The organism is Bacillus sp. CCNWLW194, from assembly GCF_037120585.1.
In the GTDB taxonomy this organism is placed as follows: Bacteria; Bacillota; Bacilli; order Bacillales; family Bacillaceae_G; genus Bacillus_A; species Bacillus_A basilensis.
Genome location: NZ_JBBBBL010000002.1, coordinates 401,642 through 416,427 on the forward strand (window position 1 = coordinate 401,642; position 14,786 = coordinate 416,427).

Annotated in this window: 14 protein-coding genes and 1 riboswitch; of the genes, 5 read left to right on the top strand and 9 right to left on the bottom strand. The window is 36.2% G+C overall.

The genetic code is table 11. The annotated features are described in order from the left end of the window. Positions 1 to 2: 2 nt before the first annotated feature. Positions 3 to 168: riboswitch (yybP-ykoY riboswitch) on the top strand. Between the two features lie 90 nt (positions 169 to 258). Both V7S50_RS05500 and V7S50_RS05505 read left to right on the top strand, forming a co-directional pair. Continuing rightward, positions 259 to 1,053 carry a TerC family protein gene (locus tag V7S50_RS05500; RefSeq protein WP_000383325.1) on the top strand — a complete coding sequence of 265 codons (795 nt, stop codon included), beginning with the start codon at positions 259 to 261 and terminating at the stop codon, positions 1,051 to 1,053. Between the two features lie 203 nt (positions 1,054 to 1,256). Then, positions 1,257 to 2,108 carry a formate/nitrite transporter family protein gene (locus tag V7S50_RS05505; protein ID WP_063224519.1) on the top strand — a complete coding sequence of 284 codons (852 nt, stop codon included), beginning with the start codon at positions 1,257 to 1,259 and terminating at the stop codon, positions 2,106 to 2,108. Between the two features lie 27 nt (positions 2,109 to 2,135). Here V7S50_RS05505 and V7S50_RS05510 read toward each other — a convergent pair whose 3' ends face one another. The 9 genes from V7S50_RS05510 to V7S50_RS05550 form a co-directional block, all read right to left on the bottom strand. Beyond that, positions 2,136 to 2,447, bottom strand: a complete 312-nt coding sequence (locus V7S50_RS05510; RefSeq protein ID WP_242251048.1) for a cyclic-phosphate processing receiver domain-containing protein — start codon at positions 2,445 to 2,447, stop codon at positions 2,136 to 2,138. A gap of 14 nt (positions 2,448 to 2,461) precedes the next feature. After that, positions 2,462 to 3,184, bottom strand: a complete 723-nt coding sequence (locus V7S50_RS05515; protein WP_242251047.1) for a prepilin peptidase — start codon at positions 3,182 to 3,184, stop codon at positions 2,462 to 2,464. 112 nt (positions 3,185 to 3,296) lie between these two features. Then, the gene (locus tag V7S50_RS05520) at positions 3,297 to 4,007 is read right to left on the bottom strand and encodes a LutC/YkgG family protein (protein WP_242251046.1); all 711 of its coding nucleotides are present in this window, start codon (positions 4,005 to 4,007) and stop codon (positions 3,297 to 3,299) included. After that, positions 4,007 to 5,428: a LutB/LldF family L-lactate oxidation iron-sulfur protein gene (locus V7S50_RS05525; protein WP_242251045.1), complete on the bottom strand. Its 1,422-nt coding sequence runs from the start codon at positions 5,426 to 5,428 to the stop codon at positions 4,007 to 4,009. The genes V7S50_RS05520 and V7S50_RS05525 overlap by 1 nt, the downstream gene beginning before the upstream one ends. 16 nt (positions 5,429 to 5,444) lie before the next feature. After that, the gene (locus V7S50_RS05530; RefSeq protein ID WP_242251044.1) at positions 5,445 to 6,164 is read right to left on the bottom strand and encodes a (Fe-S)-binding protein; all 720 of its coding nucleotides are present in this window, start codon (positions 6,162 to 6,164) and stop codon (positions 5,445 to 5,447) included. Between the two features lie 166 nt (positions 6,165 to 6,330). After that, on the bottom strand, positions 6,331 to 7,020 hold the full coding sequence (locus tag V7S50_RS05535; RefSeq protein WP_257148953.1) for a FadR/GntR family transcriptional regulator: 690 nt from the start codon (positions 7,018 to 7,020) through the stop codon (positions 6,331 to 6,333). A 227-nt stretch (positions 7,021 to 7,247) separates the two neighbouring features. Then, positions 7,248 to 8,648 carry a sensor histidine kinase gene (locus V7S50_RS05540; protein WP_242251043.1) on the bottom strand — a complete coding sequence of 467 codons (1,401 nt, stop codon included), beginning with the start codon at positions 8,646 to 8,648 and terminating at the stop codon, positions 7,248 to 7,250. Between the two features lie 3 nt (positions 8,649 to 8,651). After that, positions 8,652 to 9,323 (bottom strand): response regulator transcription factor, encoded by a 672-nt coding sequence (locus V7S50_RS05545; RefSeq protein ID WP_140968928.1) that lies wholly within the window; start codon positions 9,321 to 9,323, stop codon positions 8,652 to 8,654. Then, the gene (locus V7S50_RS05550) at positions 9,316 to 10,290 is read right to left on the bottom strand and encodes a YncE family protein (protein WP_242251042.1); all 975 of its coding nucleotides are present in this window, start codon (positions 10,288 to 10,290) and stop codon (positions 9,316 to 9,318) included. Before V7S50_RS05550 ends, V7S50_RS05545 begins: the two co-directional genes overlap by 8 nt. A 136-nt stretch (positions 10,291 to 10,426) precedes the next feature. On the opposite strand from V7S50_RS05550, the gene V7S50_RS05555 reads away from it, so the two are divergent. From V7S50_RS05555 to V7S50_RS05565, 3 genes are all read left to right on the top strand, one after another. Continuing rightward, the gene (locus V7S50_RS05555; RefSeq protein ID WP_242251041.1) at positions 10,427 to 11,542 is read left to right on the top strand and encodes a CdaR family transcriptional regulator; all 1,116 of its coding nucleotides are present in this window, start codon (positions 10,427 to 10,429) and stop codon (positions 11,540 to 11,542) included. A gap of 117 nt (positions 11,543 to 11,659) precedes the next feature. Next, positions 11,660 to 13,072, top strand: coding sequence for a glycolate oxidase subunit GlcD (gene glcD / locus V7S50_RS05560; RefSeq protein ID WP_242251040.1), 1,413 nt, complete (start codon positions 11,660 to 11,662; stop codon positions 13,070 to 13,072). After that, a complete protein-coding gene (locus V7S50_RS05565; RefSeq protein WP_242251038.1) occupies positions 13,069 to 14,397 on the top strand; it encodes a (Fe-S)-binding protein in 1,329 nt (442 codons plus the stop codon). The genes glcD and V7S50_RS05565 overlap by 4 nt, the downstream gene beginning before the upstream one ends. Positions 14,398 to 14,786: the final 389 nt, after the last annotated feature.

Consider the following 14,786-nt stretch of genomic DNA (forward strand, 5'->3'; position numbering starts at 1 on the left):
AGCATATCTCCAAAGGGGAGTAGCGTCCAAGAATGTTTCTTGGAAACAAAGTCGTCATTACGTAGAACTTAGTTCTTCCGGCTTTGTTGGCATTTTCATTACATATGTCTAGCAAGACCTTTGCCTATTAACGGCAGAGGTCTTTTTTGTATTAATTACCAAATTCTTCCAAAGTTAATAGGCAGGAGTATGGGGAAACTAAATAGTGGGGAAATTCTTCACTTATTTAGTACTTATAGAAATGAGAGGAGAATGTACATGGATGTATCATTATTATTGGAGTATGGTTGGGTATTACTCATCCTAATTGCACTTGAGGGGATTTTAGCGGCTGATAACGCGCTTGTTCTTGCAATTATGGTAAAACATTTACCAGAAGAAAAACGTAAAAAAGCACTATTTTACGGATTAGCGGGGGCATTTGTTTTCCGATTCGGATCGTTATTTATGATCTCGTTCTTAGTCGATGTATGGCAAGTGCAAGCAATCGGTGCAATTTACCTTATGTTTATCGCTGGTAATCATTTATTTAAAACGTATGTTAAAAAGAATACGGATGAAGAAACAGAAGAAAAAGAAGCAAAGAAAAAACAAGAGAACTTTTGGTGGACTGTATTTAAAGTTGAGGTTGCAGATATTGCCTTCGCAGTTGATTCTATTTTAGCTGCCGTTGCATTAGCAATGACTTTACCGAAAACAGGATTAGGTACAATTGGTAGTCTTGATACAGGGCAATTCGTTGTTATCTTTGTAGGTGGACTTATCGGATTAATCATCATGCGATTTGCAGCAACTGCTTTCGTACAAATATTAAAACGTAAACCAGGACTTGAAACTGCAGCATTCTTAATTGTAGGTTGGGTTGGTGTGAAATTAGCAGTTTATACGTTAGCACACCCTGCATTAAATGTAATTCCGCATTCATTCCCAGAATCTACACCATGGAAGCTTACATTCTGGATTGTATTAGTTGGAATCGCAGTTGGCGGTTGGTTCTTCTCGAAAGAAGTAGAAACAAAAGTAGAAAAGAATTTAGACGAAAAAGCGCTGTAATTACAGCGCTTTTTCTTTTTCCCTTGTCCCCTCTCTATGTCCAGAAAAAATTCCATTATACTATTTATTGTAAGCGTTTTCCTTATGTATGTATGTCCTTTTTGTGAAACATTGCACAAACTTATTGAAACTATGACTAAATCCATGTACTTTATTCATATAAGGAGTATTTATAGATGATGTACTAAAGGAGCGTATTACTCATGCTAGAACAAGGATTAGATTATGTTGTCAAACTGGCTAAAAGCAAAAAACAAATACTAGATACAAACCCGATGCAATATTTCATTCGTGCAGCACTTGCGGGTATTTATATCGGTTTTATTATTGTTCTATGTTTTAAATTAGGTAACTTTTTTCACATTGCAGATTCACCAGCAACTTATTTAGCAGCTTCTATGTTTTTCGGAATTGCTCTCGTACTTATTATATATGGTGGTGCTGAATTGTTTACTGGAAATACAATGTATTTCACAGTGGCAACTTTAAGAAAAGAAACAACGATTTCTGATACACTTCGTAACTGGGTTGCTTGTTATGCAGGTAACTTAGCTGGTGCTTTATTCTTTGCCTTACTATTTTACGCAACTGGCATTTTCGAAGCAATCGATCACGGTCATTTAATGAATAAAGTAGTGGAAGGAAAAATGAACACACCTACAATGCAATTATTCTTTAAAGCAATTTTATGTAACTGGCTCGTATGTCTCGCCTGCTTCTTACCTTCCCAAGTTAAAGGTGATACAGCAAAAATAATGGTGATGATGCTACTTGTTTTCACATTCTTCTTATCTGGTTATGAGCATAGCATCGCAAACTTATCACTGTTTGCTCTATCTTTAGTTTCACCGCATCCTGAGACAATTTCTTTTGCAGGTGCTATTCATAACTTAATTCCTGTTACAATCGGTAACATTATTGGCGGATCGGTATTTGTCGGTATGGTCTATCATTACTTAACAAAGAAAGCGCCTGTTTTTGAACAAGAAGAAACTGAATTAGTCGCAGCTCAAACAGAGGAAATCATACCTTTACAAGCACATATGAAACATTAAAAACTCCAAAGTTTTACTTTGGAGTTTTTAGCTCCCCACATATTTAACGACAATATGAGGATCAATTTCTCTTTGCTCTTTCCCCTTCGCAATTCTCTGTTTCATCTGATGTATACCGATGACATCATTTGTATGAAGGTGAATTTCATTAACATATAGACCTTCTGTACAAAAGGCTTCTACAAATTCCGCCCCATTCTTTTGCCTCCATCCCATGTTAAAGTCAAGAGAGAGGATGTTTACCTTATTACTCCGAACAAATTGTAACGCAGATTCTACTGTAGTTGCCAAAACATACCCGTACGGACAACTTCTTTGATCATCCATATATACATTCATTTTCTATCCCCTCTCTATTTTGTATATGTAACCAACATATAACATATTGCCCCAAGGGTAATAAAAGGGCCAAACGGAATTTGGGTCCTCATTTTCATACGTTTTAATACTATAGCAGCTCCAAAGAAACAAAGACTAAAGCAAGATGCTAAAAATAAAATCAGAAAGATCCCTTTCAGTCCAACTATAAATCCAAGTAACGAAAGTAATTTTATATCTCCTCCACCAAGCCCTTCTGGATATATCTTTTGCATGCAATATAACAAAATGAATATAACTCCACTACCAACTATACTATCTATCAAAGTAACTAACGGCACAAAAGCACATTCTAAAATGAGTAAACAAGCAAACCAAGCTAAAATGCGATTAGGGATTAACATATATATGTAATCTGTAACTGAAATAATAAGAAGTAACGAAAAAAGCGATAAAATGATGATAAGCTCTCGTTCCACCCCAATCATATATACAGTAAGAAGAAATATTATTCCGGTTATAAGTTCAAATACTACGTACAAAATTGAAATTTTCCTCTTACAATTCGTACAACGTCCTCCTTGTATACAAAAAGAAATGATTGGAATTAATTCTTTTGGCTTTAGCACGTACTTACAATAATGACAATGTGAACGAGGGGTAATGATAGACTCACCTTGTGGAACTCTCATCGCAATTAACATAAAAAAAGAACCAAACACCATCCCCACTAACAATGCATATAAATAAGTGAACATCCTTTCCTCTCCTTTCCAGAAGAACATAGCAAAAAAAGGAGAGAACTTCTACTTCATATTATCTCTATTCTATTAAAAAAGCAGGCCATTTTCTGGCCTGCTTTCCCCTCTTTTATACGATGAAATATACTGCTTTTAATGGTCCATGTACCCCGACAACAAGATTCATTTCAATATCTGCCGAGTTACTAGGTCCTGTAATAAAGTTAATACAAGATGCCACTGTCTCGCCATTTTCTACACGTGTGTTCATATCCTCAACTGCTTGTGTAATACGAGGCACAAGTGTTTCACGTGGAATAATAGCAAAGTATACAGTCGGTAAAAAGTGTAAAGAACGCCCTTGGCCTTTATGACTTTGTACAACAATCGTACCAGATTCAGCTAAAGTATAATCACTAAATGCAATTCCAATATTCGTTCTTTCCGCGATACGCATATTCTCTTCTTTTTTCTCCCGGTCCCATACATTCACTTCAACATTTTGCTTTGGAAGCTCTTCTTTAAATAAAGAAGTCAACCCATAAGAATCAAAACGTTCATCCGCCGATAACATAATAGGTCCCCCGCCGTTTTCCACGATTACCTTTTGAATATCTTCACGTAAACGGTCGTTTGTCGTTTCCACAACAGTTGTATGAATGTTTGTACATTGATTTTTAAATACTTCTAACAATTCTTCTTGTGAATAATCTTTTAACGTTTCTTTATTCACATTATTTTTCCATGCTGGGCGTTCTACACCATCCGTTTTACGTGCGCGTCCAAGTTCTTTTGCAATATTATCTAGAAAGGACTCACGGTTTTGAATTAATCCTGTCATTATTTGTCCCCGCCTTTCTTATGATCTTTATACCAATCACGGAATCGTTCTTTACTTGGAGCCGGGAATTCACGAATATCTGTCCAGTTTTTAAGTGGCCCAACACCTTTTGATACACGGTTACCAGATGTAAATGGACTCATTGCTGCTGGCGCCATTTTTGATCCCATTTTATATAAAGCTGCTGAAGATGCGCCCATACTAAACATTTTCATTGCTAATTTTTCTGCAAGTGGAGCACGTCCTTCTTGCTCAACGATAACTTGACGATGTTTTAATAATAAATCATGCAATGGAATTTTTACTGGACAAGCTTCTGTACACGCTCCGCATAAACTAGAAGCATAAGGAAGCTCTTTATAATCATCATATCCACCTAGAAGTGGTGTTAATACCGCACCAATTGGTCCTGAGTATATAGAACCATATGAATGTCCACCAACATGACGATATACAGGACATACGTTAACACAAGCAGCGCAACGGATACATTGCAATACTGAACGGAATTCAGATCCAAGAATTTGAGAGCGGCCATTATCAACAACAACTAAATGAAATTCTTCAGGCCCATCTACTTCCTCTTCTTGAATTGGTCCCGCTACAGTTACATAACTTGTTAACTTTTGACCTACTGCACTACGACATAGTAAACCAACTAAAACATCTAATTCTTCCATTGTCGGAACCATACGTTCCATACCCATAACCGCAATTTGTGTTTTTGGAATCGACATAACAAGATCGGCGTTACCTTCATTTGTTACTAAGCAAAGAGAACCAGTATTTGCAACAGCGAAGTTACAACCTGTCACACCAATTTCTGCATCCATAAATTTTTCACGAAGTTGTTTACGAACAAACTTCGTCATTTCGTAAGGATCATCAGAATTTTCATAGCCAAGCTTTTCTTTAAATACATCACGAATTTGTGTTCTATTTTTATGAAGTGCAGGCGCAATAATATGTGAAGGTGGATCGTTATCTACTTGCAGAATATACTCTCCTAAATCACTTTCTAACACTTCACAACCAATCTCTTCAAGCGCATGGTTCATACTAATTTCTTCTGTTACCATCGACTTTGATTTTACTACTTTTTTTGCCTGCTTCTTTTTCGCAACATCTTGGATATACTTTGCTGCTTCCTCTTTCGTTTTCGCAAAGTACACATGGCCGCCTCTTTTTGATACATTTTCACTTAACTGCATTAAGTAATAATCAAGATTTTCTAACGTATGTTGACGAATTTCTTCACCGAGTTCACGCCACTCTTCCCAGTTTCCTAATTCGTCCGCTGCTTTTAAGCGATTCGTATATAAACGCGTTTGTGCAGAAGATACTGCTCCGCGCATAAACGAATCTTGAATTCCATCGCCAACGCGATCATTAAATTTTTTCTCACTGATTTTCATAGACATAGCTTATGTTCCCCCTTCATGAGCGACTATTCAGTACCTCAGCAATATGCATTACTTTTATTTCTTTTCCTAAACGCTCAATACGTCCGCCAATGTTTAACAAACACCCACAATCTGCACCGATTAAATAATCTGCACCTGTTTCCATTGCACTATCTACCTTTTCATCTACCATTTGCTCAGAAATTGGAGTCATCTTCACTGAAAACGTTCCCCCAAACCCGCAACAATTTTGCACATTTGGCAACTCTCTCACAGTTAATCCTTTTACATTTGACAATAAAATTCCTGGTGCTTCTTTTACTCCAAGCATACGTGTCATATGACAAGATTTATGAATAGTAGCTATCCCTGGTAAACTTGCACCAACATCAGTAACCTTTAAAACATCTACAATAAATTGTGTAAATTCATATGTTTTGTCAGCAACTTTTTGTGCACGTTTAGCCCACTTTGGATCATCTTTAAAAACATGCGGATACTCATGAAACATTGTCGCACAAGAACCAGATGGCGTAACGATATATTCTGCATCTTCAAAAGTTTCAATCATATGTTTCATCGCTTCTTTTGCTGCTTCTACATGGCCGCTATTATACGCAGGCTGACCGCAACAAACTTGCGCTTCTGGAAATTCAATTTCACAACCTAAACGCTCCAACACCTCAACTGTTGCTTTGCCGACGTTTGTTTCAAACATATCGACTAAACAAGTAACAAATAAAGTAACTTTCATAATTATTACTCCCCCTTTTTACAACTCCACCAACAAACATATGGTCATCAGATGACTAAAGGAAGAAGAAATAGGCTCAACCATGGCCTATCCTCTCCCTTTTCTAAAGAAAACGCTTACTTAATCTCTCTATTTTATCAGAAAATTAGATTTTTAAAAGATTAAATTACGAATTTATATCGTTTCTACCTGTGACAATATGTTCTACATTTGTTAAATGATCTAACATTGCTTGCTGCGCTAATTCTACATCTTGCTTTAACACTGCATCATATATGACTTGATGCTCTTCTATAAGTCGTTCTGATGTTGTTTGTTCACCATATAAAATAATGCGTCTTGATTCACCAATTGTTTCAGCAATCATCTCTGAAACATGATTCATGAGTTCAAGCAAAATGTTATTATGCGAAGACTCTGCAATTCCCATATGGAACTGAAAATCTGCTTTTTCACCAGCTTTTTCATCTCCAATGCTCTTTGCCATTTCATCTAACCAATGCTTCATATTTTGCAAATTAGATTCCGTACGTTTTGCCGCAGCTGCTCGAACTGCCCCCACTTCAAGCACCTTTCGTACTTCTAATAAATTCAAAATATCTTCTTTCTTCATTAATAATCTATTGTTTAATGATTTTGTTAATGAAGAAGAATCGAAATTCTTCACATATGTACCTTCTCCTTGTTTCATCTCAATTAAGCCCATCGCTCTTAGCGCACTTAGCGCTTCACGAACAGCAGATCTGCCAACTTGAAACTGCTCAGCTAATTGATGTACAGGAAGTAGTTTGTCACCAGGTTTTAACGTACCATTTTTAATCATTGTTAAAATAGCTTCAGATACTTCTTCGTAAATCTTTTTCGGTTTAATAGATTTGTACTCCAGTTAAATCACCTCAGTATCTTCCAAACAACAATTGAAACGATTTATAAGAACTTTGCATCATAACTATTTTAGAACGAATTGGTAAGAAGTACAAATGTTTTGTTCATAAAATCGTCAAAATTTCGATATTTATTACATATTAATTTATATCTTTACGTATAACTATTGTCTTCAATATAAAGAGCATGCTCTAAAAATTAGAACATGCTCTCCTCATCCTGTATTTTTAATTTAATACTAACCGTCGTTCCATTCCCTTTTTCACTTTCAATTCGCCACTGTCCATCATGTATATGAACAATTTGTCTTACAATTGCCAGGCCTAAACCTGTTCCACCATGTTGACGACTTCTTGCTTTATCAACTCGGTAAAAACGTTCGCCAAGGTTTTCTAAATGCTCTGTGTCAATACCGATTCCTGTATCTTTTATGTTCAGTTCACAGTAATCATCTATCTGCCTGAGCGTTATCATAATATCCCCGTCTTGATTTGTATACCGTATCGCATTATCTAACACGTTATGAAGTACTTGTTGCATACGATCCTCATCAATCATCACAATGATTTCTGGATTTAAATTTGTTGAAATACGAATTTTCTTTTCTATAAACTTAATCTCATACGTATCTAACACATCTTCAATCAGTTGTGAAAAAACGATAGGTTGTTTCTTTAACGGAAAATGTTCACCTTCTAATTGTGCTAAATCTAATAAATCATGAACGAGACGCTGCATGCGATCTGCTTCTTTATGAATGAGCTGTGTTACTTTTTCCTGCTGCGGTCCCTTCGCTACACCATCTAAAATAGCCTCGCTATATCCTTTTATATAACTAAGCGGTGTTCTTAGTTCATGCGAAACGTTAGCTAAAAACTCTTTACGCTTTACGTCTTCTGTCTCTAAAGAATTGGCCATTTTATTAAATGCTTTTCCTAATCGTCCAATTTCATCTTCGGAAGAAACTGTAATTCGTTCTGAGAAATCTCCCGTAGCCAAATGATTGGCAACTCGTTCCATTTGCGAAAGTGGTCTCGTAATAGCAATAATAATTTTTCTACCAATCCATATTGTCAGTAAAGTAATAGCAAGTGCTAACGGTGCTAAAATAAGGCCCATATCATATATTAAGTCTTTTATACTTTTTAAAGGAATATAAGAATATACAATGCCCACTAATTTCTTATTTTCTAAAACAGGGATGACAACACCCATAATATTACGATCAAAATGTTCCTCATATCCTATCTTTGTTACAGTTTTTCCATCTAATAAAGATTGCCTGTCCCCTTCACTTATAAGAGAATGATGATGCACATCAAAAGGTAAACATGCGCTTAAATCACGCGGATTAGATACGAAAAGAACGTCTGAACTAGATATTTGATCAAATGCTCTTACTTTCTCTTCGAAAGTTGATATTCCTTCGCGCTTATCATATTGCGCCGCAAGACGCTTCCCTTCCATTACTAATGAATCTTTTAAATTATCAACGTATAATTTTTCATACGAATATAAAGATACAAAATAAAGAAAGGAAACTGTTACAAATACTGCACATACTACTGTCAGCCAAAGCTTCTGTACCATCGTAAACATAGGTTACACCTCAAATTTATAGCCTACACCCCAAACAGTTTGAATGTAGTTTCCACTTTCCCCAAGCTTCAAACGCATCGTTTTCACGTGCGTATCTACTGTCCTTGTACTTCCGGCATAATCATATCCCCATACCTTTTCCAGCAATTGTTCCCGGCTAAATACTTGTCCCGTATGTTGGCAAAGAAAATAGAGTAAATCAAACTCTTTTACTGTAAGAGAAATCGGTTCACCATCAGCCTCAATCTTCCTACTTTTTTCATTAATAAGAATCGGTCCAAACTGAATCTCTTCTTGTTGCTCTTGCTTTGTATAACGTCTTAATACAGCTTCCATACGAGCGATTAGTTCACCAGGACTAAATGGCTTTACAATATAATCATCTGCTCCCATACGTAAGCCGTTCACCCTATTCCACTCTTCACCTTTTGCTGTTAAAAATATAATTGGTACATCTGACGTTTTTCTAATTTCTTTACAAACTGAAAGTCCATCCATCTCTGGCATCATAATATCTAGTACAACGAAATCATAATGATCCGTCTCTAATTTTTTTAGAGCCTCTTTTCCATTTTCAGCTTCTCCCCACTCGTATCCGAAATTATCTAAGTACATTCCAACAAGCTGCCTCATATCACTTTCATCATCTACAACTAATACCCTATATTTATTCATTGTCCTTCCCTTCCCTCTCTATGAGTTGAAACGGCCCTTTTCCTACTTTAATTGTTTGTTTTATTTTCAAATTCTTCATATCCATGACGCACACTTCATCACTATCATAGCTTGCTACGTACCCTTCTGCTCCGCTCTTCAAAAATGCAAATGGGTTCGATCCTACTTCTGCAGAAGCCACCTCTTTATACGTGCTAACATCAAACTTTCTAAGCGTATTCGAACCGTGACTTAATGCATATACATACTTATTATCCTTGGTTATATTCACAGGCATAAACGGAGCATGTAAAGAACGCACCATTTCTCCGCTTTGTAAAGAATACACTAATACTTTCTCATTGACTTGATTTCCATCACCATGTCCGCCAATCCATATTTCTTTCCCATCCGGACTAATTGTTGCTCCCGTTGACGCTGGGGGAATCATAAAGGATTGTATCACTTCTTTTTTCTTTGTATCAATTGTCGTTAGTTTCGTATCATAAAAGTTTAATACAGATAATTGGTTATGGTACTCTACCATCGTTATTGGTCCTTTTCCGGTTGACACACTCCCTGTCTCTTTCCCTTTTATCGTAAAGAACCTTACCTTTTGAGCAGTCTGATCGGCAGCAAATAATTGTTTTTTATCTTCAGATACGATTACATTTACAATACCTTTTCCAGTTTTATATTTTTTCACTTGTCTTCCTTCTGCTAGTGAATATACATACATGTACTCTAACTGCTTACCATATACAAGTATATCCTCGCCGTTTGGAAGTAGTGCAATTCCTGCCATCGGTTCATTAAGTTCCCATGTCGTAATTAACCTTTTAGTTTGTTTATCAACAAAACTAATACTACCTTCTTTTATATTCGTTGTTATAATAACACTTTTATCTTTAGCAATCGGTGTATATGAACTTCCTTGACACCCTACTAATAGAAATAAAAAACAGAGAAGAAAAACGTACTTTCTCAAAAGATTCCCTCCATCTTCGGATGATTTCGTTATAATTGTAAAATAACAAATAAATGTGTGGAAAGTGTGAAATTTCCCTTTCTTACTTCATTTACATATATAATGTACAACAAATAGAATTTGAGGTGTGCAAATTATGCTTTTTCCTGATTTAGCGAATAAAATTGTACGAGAAGTACGCAGACTAATTAAAGAAAATATCATTATCATTAATATACAAGGCGTTATTATCGCAAGTACAGATATAGAAAGAATCGGTCAATTTCATGAAGGTGCACTCCGCTGTGCGAAACAAAAGAAAACTGTCATTATTACAAAAGAAGATGAACAACGTTTGCATGGCGTAAAGGCGGGTATGAACCTCCCTTTACTATTCCATGACGAAGTAATTGGTGTCATTGGAATTACAGGCGAACCTGAAAACATTTCACAATACGGCGAAATATTACGTAAGATGACCGAACTACTCATTCATGAGAACTACTTTTTAGAACAACTAGAACTTGAACACCGTTCTTATGAAGCATTTGTCTTTGATTGGCTTCAAAATACAGACTGGTCTCCAAGCTTTCTCGATCGCGCAAAAACACTTGGTATTGATTTATATAAGAAGAAACAACTTATTTTGTTCTCTATCGATCAAAATGACACGATGCTTCAGCGTAAGATTTGGCAACACGTACGCAATCTATTAACAAAGGAGCATCTATTTGTTCGCTGGGGAAATGATCGATTCATTTTATTTACAGCCACAAACTCCAAAGAGCAAACGTATCAATTTTTAAAACGATTAAAACAAGACTGTGAAACTTTGTTTTCTATTCCTTTATATATCGGGATTGGACAATCCGTTACGCCAAGCAATATGAACTTATCATACGAACAAGCATTACAAGCTCTTTCCGTATCACTTGAAACGAAAAAGATTGTATTTAATGAAGATTTACGTTTAGAAATGTGCTTACAAGATATTTCTGCTGAAACGCGGGAACAGTTTCTAAGACGCACCATCGAAAACTTACTATCATCTTCTGAGCTTATGCACACTTTACGCTTATTTATCGATTATAACCAATCCTATAAACAAACAGCTGAACAATTACATATACACATTAACACATTGCATTACAGGCTTAAAAAGATTGATGAGCTTACAGGACTTGACCCGAAAGAATTCAAAGACTTAAACATTTTATACTTTTCGCTCCTTTTATTAGATAATCAAACAAAAAATAACGATAAAACAGATTAATCTTTAGATGATTATACATAGAAAGAATCCCTCGACTTTTTTATCATTATAATGAAAGCACTGTGACAACGTTTTTTATTATGACTAATTACGTTAACAGTTTGAGGGGGATTTCCAATGTTAGAAAAGCAAATTATTCATTCATTCGTATCCATTGTTGGCGAAGATAATGTAGATACATCCAATATGGGGCGTTTAACGTATAGTTATGATGCCACTCCAAACTTCCAAGCAATGCCTGACGCAGTCATTGCTCCTCGTAATACAAATGAAGTAGCTGACGTGTTAAAAGTATGTAACACTCACAACATTCCTGTATATGTTCGTGGTTCTGGAACAAATCTTTGCGCAGGAACATGTCCACTTGAAGGCGGTATCGTCCTTATTTTCCGTCATATGAATAACATTTTAGAAATTGATGAAGAGAATTTAACAATTACTGTACAAGCTGGTGTTATTACGCTTGATATTATTAAAGCGGTAGAAGAAAAAGGTTTATTTTATCCACCAGATCCAAGCTCGATGAAAATTTCTACAATCGGCGGTAACATTAATGAAAACTCAGGTGGATTACGCGGATTAAAATATGGCGTAACACGTGATTATGTGATGGGTCTTGAACTTGTCTTACCAAACGGCGATATTATTCGTACTGGTGGTAAATTAGCAAAAGATGTAGCTGGTTACGATTTAACTCGTTTATTTATCGGTTCTGAAGGAACGCTTGGCGTCGTAACTGAAGCCATATTAAAACTTGTTCCTATGCCTGAAACGAAGAAAACGATGCTTGCACTATATGAAGATATTAACGAAGCTGCACGTGCTGTTTCTTCTATTATTGCAAATAAAATCATTCCAGCGACACTTGAGTTTTTAGATCAGCCGACAATTGAAGTAGTAGAAGAATTTGCACAAATCGGTTTACCAACTGATGTAAAAGCAATTTTATTAATTGAACAAGATGGTCCACCTGAAGTTGTCAATCGAGATATTGAAAAAATGGCTAACGTTTGCCGCTCTATGAACGCGGTCGATGTTCGCGTTGCAAAAGATGAAGCGGAAGCAGATGCACTTCGGACGGCTCGTCGTAGTGCACTATCAGCACTTGCAAGATTAAAGCCTACTACTATATTAGAAGATGCAACAGTACCACGCTCACAGATTGCTCCGATGGTTGAAGCTATTAATGCCATTGCCAAAAAATATAATATTCCTATTTGTACGTTTGGGCATGCTGGCGATGGCAACCTACACCCAACTTGTATGACAGATGCTCGCAACGATGAAGAAATGCACCGAGCTGAACAAGCTTTTGCTGAAATATTTGCGAAAGCAATCGAACTTGGTGGCACGATCACTGGTGAACATGGTGTTGGCGCGATGAAAGCTCCGTATTTAGAAATGAAATTAGGTAAGGAAGGTATTGCTGCTATGCAGGGAATTAAACAAGCCTTCGATCCAAATAACATTATGAATCCAGGAAAGATGTTCGCGAAGGACACTCGCAAAAGAGTGGTGGTTGAACGATGACAACATTAAATAAAGAAAACATTCAAAAAGAATTTAAAGAACGATTAAGTGAAGACGAACTACTAAATTGTATGCGATGCGGTTTCTGTTTACCAACTTGCCCTACTTACATTCAATCTGGATATAAAGAATCACATTCACCACGAGGACGTATCGCATTAATGAAAGCGGTCGTTGACGGTTTAATTGAGCCAGATGAAGATGTTGAAAACACATTAAACGTTTGCCTTGGCTGTCGTGCTTGTGAACCTGTTTGTCCATCTGGTGTGAATTATGGCCATTTATTAGAAGAAGCCCGTGATATTATTAATCAAAATAAAAAGTTCTCAATGCCAGTGAGAGCTGTTCGTAAAGTCGTGTTTGAAGGACTATTCCCGCATCAAAATCGAATGCGAACATTAACAGGATTAATTGGATTTTATCAGCGTTCTGGTTTACAAACGCTAACACATAAAACAGGGGTTATGAAGTTATTCCCTGAAACACTTGCAACGATAGATCTTGTTTTACCAAAAGTCCCTAAAATGAAAGCAATGAAAGATCGTCCTGAATTTTTACCTGCTAAAAGTACAAAGAAGAAACAAGTTGCATTCTTCACAGGTTGTTTAATGGATACGATGTTTTTAGAAACAAATAACGCAACGATGAAACTTCTTCAGTTAGCTGGTTGTGATATCGTTATTCCGAAAACACAAAGTTGCTGCGGGGCATTACATGGGCATGCTGGTGAGAAAAGTGGAGCAAAAGAATTAGCGAAACGCAATATAAAAGCATTCGAAGATTTAAACATCGACTATATTATTACGAATGCTGGTGGTTGTGGAGCTTACCTCGTAGACTACGATTATCTTTTTAAAGATGATCCACAGTGGGCTGAACGTGCAAAGCAGTTTGTTTCTAAAATTAAAGATATTACTGCTATTCTAGTAGAACTAGATTTCCATAAACGAAACGACTTACGACTCACGCCGCAAATTATTACGTATCAAGACTCTTGTCACTTACGCAATGTTATGCGAACATCTTCTGAACCTCGTATGTTATTAGAATCAATCCAAGGCGCAACATACCGTGAAATGAAAGATGCGGACCGCTGCTGTGGTTCTGCTGGTATTTACAATATTGTTCATTCAGAGTTATCAATGGAATTTCTAGATTACAAAATGGACCGTGTGCATGAGACAGAGGCAGCAACCATCGTTACTGCAAATCCAGGTTGTTTATTACAAATGAAATTAGGTATTGAACGAGAGGGTCTTTCTCATAAAATGAGAGGAATTCACATTGTAGATTTATTATTAGAAGCAATTGAAACTAACTCGTAATAACTTGTAACATACGTAATAATAGGAAAACGGCTATCTCCTTCGTCTATGTAAAGAGATAGCCGCTTTTTTGTCTGCTACAACATTAAAAATATGTTACTTTATTATAAAAAAGAACAACAGAAACATTACAGTTTTGTAAAAATCAATCCAGTATATTCCTCAAAAAAACGCTCAAACCATTGATGCAATGGGATTCTTCATTTTCCATTTAGGAAACTTTATCCAAAAACCCCCTCTTAAAACTAGGTATTAAAGTGCTGAAAATTCCTTTTATACTCTATGTTTCTCTTATTTTTCCCCTTTTTCACTCTTAGGATAAATTAGGTAAATTTTAAGTCTATGAATTTTTTTCCATCTTTTTTCTCGCAAAATCTATGCTACGATGA

Bases quoted from the DNA above. Each gene is read 5' to 3' on its own strand.
- V7S50_RS05525 (WP_242251045.1), bottom strand. From the start codon at position 5,428: ATGTCTATGAAAATCAGTGAGAAAAAATTTAATGATCGCGTTGGCGAT.
- V7S50_RS05530 (WP_242251044.1), bottom strand. From the start codon at position 6,164: ATGAAAGTTACTTTATTTGTTACTTGTTTAGTCGATATGTTTGAAACA.
- V7S50_RS05500 (WP_000383325.1), top strand. From the start codon at position 259: ATGGATGTATCATTATTATTGGAGTATGGTTGGGTATTACTCATCCTA.
- V7S50_RS05545 (WP_140968928.1), bottom strand. From the start codon at position 9,323: ATGAATAAATATAGGGTATTAGTTGTAGATGATGAAAGTGATATGAGG.
- V7S50_RS05505 (WP_063224519.1), top strand. From the start codon at position 1,257: ATGCTAGAACAAGGATTAGATTATGTTGTCAAACTGGCTAAAAGCAAA.
- glcD (WP_242251040.1), top strand. From the start codon at position 11,660: ATGTTAGAAAAGCAAATTATTCATTCATTCGTATCCATTGTTGGCGAA.
- V7S50_RS05565 (WP_242251038.1), top strand. From the start codon at position 13,069: ATGACAACATTAAATAAAGAAAACATTCAAAAAGAATTTAAAGAACGA.
- V7S50_RS05555 (WP_242251041.1), top strand. From the start codon at position 10,427: ATGCTTTTTCCTGATTTAGCGAATAAAATTGTACGAGAAGTACGCAGA.
- V7S50_RS05515 (WP_242251047.1), bottom strand. From the start codon at position 3,184: ATGTTCACTTATTTATATGCATTGTTAGTGGGGATGGTGTTTGGTTCT.
- V7S50_RS05520 (WP_242251046.1), bottom strand. From the start codon at position 4,007: ATGACAGGATTAATTCAAAACCGTGAGTCCTTTCTAGATAATATTGCA.
- V7S50_RS05510 (WP_242251048.1), bottom strand. From the start codon at position 2,447: ATGAATGTATATATGGATGATCAAAGAAGTTGTCCGTACGGGTATGTT.
- V7S50_RS05540 (WP_242251043.1), bottom strand. From the start codon at position 8,648: ATGTTTACGATGGTACAGAAGCTTTGGCTGACAGTAGTATGTGCAGTA.